The organism is Actinomyces sp. oral taxon 849 str. F0330 (genome assembly GCF_000239715.1).
In the GTDB taxonomy this organism is placed as follows: domain Bacteria; phylum Actinomycetota; class Actinomycetes; order Actinomycetales; family Actinomycetaceae; genus Actinomyces; species Actinomyces johnsonii.
Map to the genome: position 1 here is coordinate 441,111 of NZ_JH470349.1, position 7,731 is coordinate 448,841.

A 7,731-nucleotide genomic window follows, 5' to 3' on the forward strand; every position below is an offset into this window, starting at 1 on the left:
CCGGAACCCCCTCGGCACCCGCCGCTGGACGGCCGGGCATCTCCAGCGAGGATCCCCTGTTCTGGTCGGCGTCGGCGCAGGAGCCCCAACCCGCCGTTCCCCAGGATCAGCAGGCCTTCGCCCAACAACCCGTGCCGCACTCGCATCCCTTCAGCGGGGGGCGCCAGGAAGGGGAGGTCGGCATGTCCTCGGTCTTCCCCACCGCGACGGCGCGCGCCGAGGCCGAGCAGGCGGCGGAGGCCTTCGCCCCCCAGGGCGCTGCTCAGCCGGTCGCCCAGTCGGCACCGTCGTCGGCCCCCTCCATCCAGTCGCAGGGTTCGGCGCCCCAGTGGGGTTCGGCGCCCTCCTCCGACGCCGCGGCCGGGCAGGCTCCCTCTTTCTCCGAGATGGTCCCTTCCGCGGCGGGAGCGCCGTTCGGGCAGCCGGCGGGTGGTGCGCCGACCGCAGCCCGGGGTGAGAGTGCCGGCAGCGTCGACTCGGTCGGCAGCTGGATGCTGACGATGTTCCTGATGACCATTCCGCTAATCGGGTTTGTCTACCTGCTGATGCTCGCCTTCGGCAGTGGCCGCTCCATCGCCAAGAAGAACTGGGCCAGGGCCACTCTCATCTGGGCGGTTATCGCCACCGTCCTGAGCATTGTCGTCTATGCCGTGCTCGGGGCCGCGCTGTGGTCGATGCTGAACTCGTCCGCCAGTGGGGGATGAGCGTTCTGCTGCTGGCAGTGTGAGCGCCGCTGCCGCAACCGCATTCATAGGGCCGGAGTCCCGTCGTCGGCGGGTGCTCCGGCCCTGTGCCCATCCTCACGGGGTGTGGATTTGTCCCCCGGGTGGACGCTGAGTAATCTTCTACCCGTCGGCAACGACGGGCGCCTGTAGCTCAACGGATAGAGCATCTGACTACGGATCAGAAGGTTGGGGGTTCGAATCCCTTCGGGCGCACCAACACCCCGCCCTCGGCTGAATGAGTCGGAGCCGGGGTGTTTTCCATTTCTGGGATTCCCCGGCTCCGACGGCGCGGCTCAGCTGAGTCGCTGCTGAATCTCCACGTCAGTCTTTCTCACCTTCAGCCCCGGGCTCCGGGTCGGCCGCGCAGACCTCGCCGTTAGAGGGAAGCGTTCCGTTGACGAGGAAGTCGCTGACCTTCGCGCTCGTACAGGCATTGCGACCGGTGGCTCCGTGCCCGTATATGTCCACGCTCAGCAGATGGCTGTTGCGGATTCTCGACACCAGTGCCTGGGACCACGGGTAGGGAGTGTTCGGATCGTGCAGGATGCCGATGACGAGCATCGGGTTCGTGGCCTCGACGTCGACGTCGACCGCCTTGGTCTTACTGGTGTGCCCCCAGCCGTGGCAGAAGGCGTCGGTCTGGGGAAGCGCGCTGTGGAAAACCGGGTAGTCGTGGCGGTAGGAGGCCAGTGCCGTGTCCCAGCTCGCCTCATTCCCGGTGTCGGGGAAGTCGAGGCACCGGTTGGCCGAGAAGGCCTTGAGGCCCCGGAGCTGCTCGACGACCTGCTTCTCGGTCGTGGGAGGAGGTGCGCTATTGCCCGAGAGGGAGGCGGCGCTCTTCGCCAGTGCGGTGCCGTCGTGCGCGTTCATGGCCTGGGCCAGTCCCTCGTTGAGTAACGGCCACTTATCGGGCGAGGAGTTGACGAGCTTGCCGATGGCGTTAACGGTCTTGGTCCGGTCCAGGGGTGTAACGGAGTCGGAGACTGTCAGCGGGTTGGCGTCCAGGCCATCGAGGAATGCCGCGAGCTGGGCGACCGACTCATCCGTTGTCCCGCTCAGGGGGAACCCGGCCTGGCCCTGCTGGGACTCGATATAGGTGCGCAGGGCCTGTTCGGCTGCTGCTGCATCACCTTCCATTGCCTCCTGGCGATTCATGGTGGGGTCCATGGCGCTGTCCAGGACGACGCGTCCGATATTGTCGAGGAAGAGCTCGGTGTAGACCGCGCCCAGGTAGGTTCCGTAGGAGTAGCCGAGGTAGTTCAGGTCCTTGTCTCCTACCAGCGCCCGCATGACATCCATGTCGCGGGCCACCGAACGGGTGTCCGCGTGATCGAGGATCTCGGGGACCTCCGTGTGCTCCTGGCAGGCCGTGGCCTCGCGTGAGCCCTGGGCGACGATGTCGGCGGCGCTGCCGGCCGTCAAGTAGGAGGGCATCTCAGCCTGTCCGGCCAGAATCGCCTGGACGTCCTCGGGGGTCCAGCAGGTGATGGGGGTGGATTGGCCGACGCCGCGGGGGTCGAAGCCGATGACGTCGTAGTTCGCCAGGACCTCGGACAGATCGCCGCTCTTGTAGAGCTCGGCGTTGGATTCGATGAGGGAGATACCGCTTCCCCCGGGGCCGCCGGGGTTGAGGAAGACCGAGCCCTGAGGGGAGGGGCTCGTCGAGGGCAGTTTCTTGAGAGCCACGGTGATGGTCTGCCCCTGCGGGTTGTCATAGTCCAGGGGCACGGTCACGGTGGCGCACTGGAAGGCGGTGCCGGTGGCGTCGTCGGTGCAGTCGGTCCAGGTGAGGTCTTGGTTGTAGAAGGATTCCAGCCCCTTGGGGACGTCCGCCCCTGTGGACCCGGTGGATCCCGTGGAACCGTTTGAGCTGTTGCTGCCGGTGGCCCGAGATGTGTCGGCGTTGCTGTTCGAGTTCGTACTGCTGTCCAGCACGACGCCGGCCTCATGGGAGCCCGGTGCGGGCGGGCTGGCGGCGGCTGCGATATTCGCACCGAGCATGCTGCAGGCGGTGAGCGTGCCGAGCAGGGTGAGGACGGTGAGGGTAGAGCTGGCGTGCGGTGGTGAGGTGGTTCGTAGGCGTCTCATAGTAACGAGCATTGTCCTTCCACAGCCCGATGGCCCCCGCCTGAAGCACAGCACTGCCTGTCCTTATGGACAGTTCGGGCTTCGAACGAACTCTCAGACGCCGGCGGCCTCGAATGCCTGGGCCAGGTCCGCTATGAGGTCGTCGACGTGCTCGATCCCCACGCTCAGGCGCATGAGTCGGTCGCTCAACCCGTAGGAGGCGCGCACCTCGGCGGGCACATCCGCATGCGTCTGCACCGACGGGCAGGTCACCAGCGACTCCACCCCGCCCAGGGACTCGGCGAAGGTGAACACCCGTACCGAGGCCAGGAACCGGGACACATCCACCGACTCGGCCAAATCGAAGCTCACCATGCCCGAGTGTCCCGGGTAGAGCACGCGCGTCACGTGCGGGCTGGAGCGCAGGAACTCGGCGATCGCGGTGGCGTTGGCCTCGTGGCGCTCCATGCGCAGCGCCAGGGTCTTGAGCCCGCGCAGCAGCAGGAAGCAGTCGAAGGGGCCCAGCGTTGCGCCGGTGGTGTTGAGGCGGTAGTTCAGCCGCTCGGCCAGGACGTCGTCGGCCACCACCGCCACGCCCGCCATGACGTCGTTGTGCCCGCCCAGGTACTTCGTACCGGAGTGGACGACGACGTCGGTCCCCAGCTCCAGGGGCCGTTGCACCACCGGGGTGTAGAAGGTGTTATCCACGACCAGCAGGGCCCCGGCGGCGTGGGACAGCTCGGCCGCCTCCGGGATCGGGATCTCCACCATCATCGGGTTAGTGGGGGTCTCGATGACGACCAGGTCCGCCGGGGAGGTCAGGGCCGCGCGCAGGCCATCGATCCCCAGGACGAAGTCGACGTCGGCCGTCCCCTCCTCGGCCAGGACCTCCAGGAATCGGAAGGAGCCGCCGTAGAGGTCCCGCAGTGCCACGATCCGGCTGCCGTGCGGCGCCAGAGTGCGGGTCACCAGCTCCAGGGCCGCCATCCCCGAGGACAGTGCGAAAGCCGCTGTCCCGCCCTCCAGGCGGGCCAGGGCGTCCTGCAGGACGTCGCGGGTGGGGCTGGCCGTACGCGTGTAGTCGTAACCCGTCGACTCGCCCAGACCCGGGTGGCCGTAGGCGGTCGACAGATGGATCGGCGTCGTGATCGCGCCCGTGGCCGGGTCCGTGCCGGTTCCGGCGCGCACCAGCAGCGTCTCCAGGCGGACCTGCGGGGTCGGGGACGACGACGTCGGGTGGTGGTGGACGGGGAAGGTACGGGCGGCCGGCGGCTCGGGACACTCGGGGCGGCTGATGGGCTGGGGGGCGGACTGGCTGGTCATGGGCGGTTTCTCCTCGAGGCGGGGGAGGGCGGGAGGGAATGATGTCTGATGACCGGCCGCCGGCGCGGGCGGCGACCGGTGGCTGGACGCCGGGCGGGCCGACTCAGGCGGACAGGGCGATACGGCCGCGTCGAGCGGTCTTGGCGGCGCGGGCGATGACCGCAGTGGCGGCCGCCTCGAGCCGATCCAGGGCGGCGTCGAGAGTGGTGCGGGCGCAGGCGACGTTGATGCGGGTGAAGCCCTCGCCGCCGGCACCGAAGATCCGGCCGTCGTCGAGCCAGAGCCCGGCCTGGCGCAGCATGAAGTCGTCGAGCTCGTCCGTCTCGAGGCCGGCGGCATCGATCAGGCCCGAGCAGTCCAGCCACAGCAGGTAGGTGCCCTCGCAGGGCGCCGCCTCGATCCCCTTGATCCGCTCCAGGCGCGCCTCGACATGGGCGCGGGCGGCCGCGATGTGCTCGCGCAGGGCATCGAGCCAGGCCTCGCCGCCCTCGTAGGCGGCCCGGCACGCTGTCAGGCCCAGGACGTTGGGCTGGGAGTAGCCGGTGGCGGCCAGCTCGCGGCGGAAGGCCTCGCGCAGGCGCGCATCGGCGATGAGGATGTTGGCGACCTGCAGACCCGCCAGGTTGAAGGACTTCGACGGCGAGGTGCAGGTGATCGTGCGGGCGGCAGTCGCCTCGCCCAGGGAGGCGAAGGGCGTCGTGGCGAAGCCCGGCAGGGCCAGATCGGCGTGGATCTCGTCGGCCACGACGACGACGCCGTGGCGGGACGCCACCTCATCCAGAGCGGTGAGCTCATCTCGGCTCCAGACCCGGCCGACCGGGTTGTGCGGGTTGCACAGGAGCAGCAGGCGCGAGCCGGTCTCCTCGATAGTGGCCTCCAAGGCGGCCAGGTCACGGCGGTAGACGCCGTCGGCATCGCGGACCAGCGGTACGGCGGCGACGCTACGGCCGTTGTCCTCGACGACCTCGCGGAAGGGGTAGTAGACGGGCTCCTCGATGATGACCGCCTCGCCCGGTGCGCTCAGGGCGCGCACGGCCAGGGCCAGGGCCGGGACGACACCGGGGGTCACGGTGTTCCAGCCCGCCTCCACCCGCCAGCCGTAGCGGCGGGAGAACCAGCCGGTCAGGGCCGCGTTGTAGGCGTCATCGGGATCGGAGTAGCCGAAGATGCCGTGGCGGGTGCGCCACAGCAGGGCGCTGGTGACGGCCGGCGCGGTGGCGTGGTCCATGTCCGCCACCCACAGGGGCAGGACGTCCGCGGGACGTCCGCGCTCGACGGCGAAGTCCCACTTGAGACTGGACGTGCCGCGTCGGTCGGGGACGACGTCGAAGGCGGCGGCGTCGACGTCGGGAGCGCCCGAGAAGGGGGAGCGGTCCGTCGAGGTGAAGGCGGCCGCGGGGGAGGAGACGGCGGCGGATGCCCGGGTCGGCGTCGGTGTGAGCGTTGGACGGGTGGGACAGGCGCCGGCGTCGGGTCCGGACGATGATCCAGTGGGAATGGGGGCGTTGGGGCTGTTGATGGGGGTGAGGTGGGCGTGCATGGCTGGGGGTCCTCTCGGGCCCGGGCGCGACCTGGTGCGCGGACGCGGTGCGTCGGCACAGGGCGTTCCGGGGCGGCCGGCGCGCGGGCCTGCCGGGGTGGCGGGGTACTGGAGAGATGAACACGGGGGCGGCGGGGCCTCCGCGGAGTGCGACGAACCGGTTTCAAGCGGCTCGGACTCTCACCGTTATCTGTCAGACAGCGACGGCTGGCGCTGTCAGCGCATGCACATTCGACCCTCGCCGAGGGTGCGCACCATCATCGTGCGGGCCTGGGGCAGAGGAGTCGTCATGGCGCAGAGCATAGCGGGCGCGCCGCGGTCGGCGCCACCTCGCTGGTCCATCGCCCGGGCCTCCTGAGGGGCGGGAGGGATTCTCCGGGAAGGAGCCGATCTATATTTTATACCGGTAAATAATGAGTATTATTGGCGATGGCGGTCGCGAACGCCATGACGGGGTCGCGACGGCCGTCGCCGCAGCCATCACCCGATGGAGGCGGTCTGAGAGAGGGCTCCCCTCCTTCGCGATCAATGACACAGCAAGGAGCTGTACATCCCATGAATCAGAGATCTGACCAACCGATGACCGAAGCCCCGCCCCTCCCTTCGGGCGGCCGAGCAATCAATCGACGCAACATACTCAAAGGCGTGGGCGGGGTCGCCGCCCTCGTCGCTGTGGGCGCCGGCGCCTCCGTGGGTGCCTCGGCCCCCGCCCAGGCCGCGGGCCTGAACATTGTGGAGTACCAGGACGGTGGCCGCATGCAGTACTACCGGTTCTCCACGCCGTCCATCGGGTGGAATCCGGCCGTCAACGTGCTCCTGCCCGACGGCTATACCTCCTCGCGCCGCTATCCGGTGCTCTACCTGCTCCACGGAGGCGATGCCGACTTCAGGGCATTCGACAACCTGGGCATTCGGGACGTGACCGCGGGTCGCGATCTCATCGTCGTCATGCCCGACGGCGGCAGGGCTGGCTGGTACTCCAATCCGGTGTCCTCGAATGCCGGGCCGCGCAACTGGGAGACCTTCCACATGAGCGAGCTCATTCCGTGGGTCGACGCCACGTTCAGCACCATCGCGGAGTTTTCGGGGCGCGCCGTCTCCGGCTTCTCAATGGGCGGCTTCGGGGCCCTGAAGTACACCGCCAAGTACTACGGCCACTTCGCCTCCGTCTCCAGCCACTCGGGACCCGCCGACCTGCGAGGGCCTATCGGAGGCACCGTTACCAACTGGGCCAATCTTTCCTCCGCGCTGGTTGAGCTCAAGGGCGGCACCATCTATGGCTTCCCCTGGGACGAGGCGCGCGTGAGCGCCGACAACCCGATGGAGCACATCGAGAGCTACCGGGGCAAGCGCATCTTCCTCGTCTCCGGCACCGATCCCGATGTGAATGAGACCTTCGTCCTGCCAACCCAGAGGACCTTCGGCGGCGCCCTGGAGGCCGCTGGTATCCCTCACGAGCGCTACGAGGACTCGGGGACCCACTTCGTGCGCCCGGAGCGGCTGCAGCAGGACATCGACGGCATCATCGCCCACCTGACCAAGGCGGGCTGAACGCACCGCGCCGCTCTGCGGACTCACGAGGCCCGCAGGCGCTGAACGGTGTACCCGGCCCAGGGACTCGGTGTCGAGAACCGCCGCATGAGTGGTTCTCGACGCCGAGCCCTCACACCGAACCAGGCCCAGTCAGCCTGCGCGGCGCAGGCGCAGGGAGTTGGTGACCACGATGACGCTGGAGGCGGCCATGGCGGCCCCGGCGATCATCGGATTGAGCAGTCCGGCGGCCGCCAGCGGGATCGCGGCCACGTTATAGGCGAAGGCCCAGAACAGGTTCTGGCGGATGATCCGCAGGGTCGCCCGCGACACCCGCACCGCCGCCACCGCGGCGTCCAGATCCGTGCGCACCAGGGTGATGTCGGCGGCCTCGATGGCCACGTCCGCCCCCGACCCCATGGCCAGGCCCAGCCCCTGCGTGCCGGCCTGGGCCAGGGCGGCGGCGTCGTTGACCCCGTCGCCCACCATGCCGACCACCGCGCCCTCGGCCTGCAGCGCGGCGACGATGTCCCGCTTGTCGGTGGG

Annotated in this window: 6 protein-coding genes, 1 tRNA gene and 1 pseudogene; 3 read left to right on the forward strand and 5 right to left on the reverse strand. The window is 69.1% G+C overall.

Features of this window, described 5'->3' with window-relative positions; all coding sequences use genetic code 11:
- Together HMPREF0975_RS16600 and HMPREF0975_RS03850 are read left to right on the forward strand one after the other, a co-directional pair.
- A pseudogene (locus HMPREF0975_RS16600) lies at positions 1-704 on the forward strand (hypothetical protein); the annotation flags it as partial.
- A 161-nt stretch (positions 705-865) separates the two neighbouring features.
- Positions 866-941, forward strand: a tRNA-Arg gene (locus HMPREF0975_RS03850).
- 105 nt (positions 942-1,046) lie between these two features.
- Here HMPREF0975_RS03850 and HMPREF0975_RS03855 read toward each other — a convergent pair.
- From HMPREF0975_RS03855 to HMPREF0975_RS17080, 4 genes are all read right to left on the reverse strand, one after another.
- The gene (locus HMPREF0975_RS03855) at positions 1,047-2,813 is read right to left on the reverse strand and encodes an alpha/beta hydrolase (RefSeq protein ID WP_156808167.1); all 1,767 of its coding nucleotides are present in this window, start codon (positions 2,811-2,813) and stop codon (positions 1,047-1,049) included.
- Between the two features lie 93 nt (positions 2,814-2,906).
- Positions 2,907-4,115, reverse strand: a complete 1,209-nt coding sequence (locus HMPREF0975_RS03860; protein WP_009232827.1) for a PLP-dependent transferase — start codon at positions 4,113-4,115, stop codon at positions 2,907-2,909.
- A gap of 103 nt (positions 4,116-4,218) precedes the next feature.
- On the reverse strand, positions 4,219-5,655 hold the full coding sequence (locus HMPREF0975_RS03865) for a MalY/PatB family protein (RefSeq protein WP_009232828.1): 1,437 nt from the start codon (positions 5,653-5,655) through the stop codon (positions 4,219-4,221).
- Positions 5,656-5,871: 216 nt separating this feature from the next.
- Positions 5,872-5,997 (reverse strand): hypothetical protein, encoded by a 126-nt coding sequence (locus HMPREF0975_RS17080; RefSeq protein WP_009232829.1) that lies wholly within the window; start codon positions 5,995-5,997, stop codon positions 5,872-5,874.
- Positions 5,998-6,210: 213 nt separating this feature from the next.
- Between HMPREF0975_RS17080 and HMPREF0975_RS03870 the strand changes: the two genes are divergently transcribed.
- Complete coding sequence (locus HMPREF0975_RS03870; protein ID WP_009232830.1) at positions 6,211-7,206, forward strand: alpha/beta hydrolase; 996 nt, start codon at positions 6,211-6,213, stop codon at positions 7,204-7,206.
- A gap of 132 nt (positions 7,207-7,338) precedes the next feature.
- On the opposite strand, the gene HMPREF0975_RS03875 is transcribed toward HMPREF0975_RS03870, so the two are convergent.
- Positions 7,339-7,731, reverse strand: a 393-nt coding sequence (locus HMPREF0975_RS03875; protein ID WP_009232831.1) for an HAD-IC family P-type ATPase, incomplete at its 5' end; no start/stop codon positions are given.

Bases quoted from the DNA above. Each gene is read 5' to 3' on its own strand.
- HMPREF0975_RS03860 (WP_009232827.1), bottom strand. From the start codon at position 4,115: ATGACCAGCCAGTCCGCCCCCCAGCCCATCAGCCGCCCCGAGTGTCCC.
- HMPREF0975_RS17080 (WP_009232829.1), bottom strand. From the start codon at position 5,997: ATGGACCAGCGAGGTGGCGCCGACCGCGGCGCGCCCGCTATGCTCTGC.
- HMPREF0975_RS03870 (WP_009232830.1), top strand. From the start codon at position 6,211: ATGAATCAGAGATCTGACCAACCGATGACCGAAGCCCCGCCCCTCCCT.
- HMPREF0975_RS03855 (WP_156808167.1), bottom strand. From the start codon at position 2,813: ATGAGACGCCTACGAACCACCTCACCACCGCACGCCAGCTCTACCCTC.
- HMPREF0975_RS03865 (WP_009232828.1), bottom strand. From the start codon at position 5,655: ATGCACGCCCACCTCACCCCCATCAACAGCCCCAACGCCCCCATTCCC.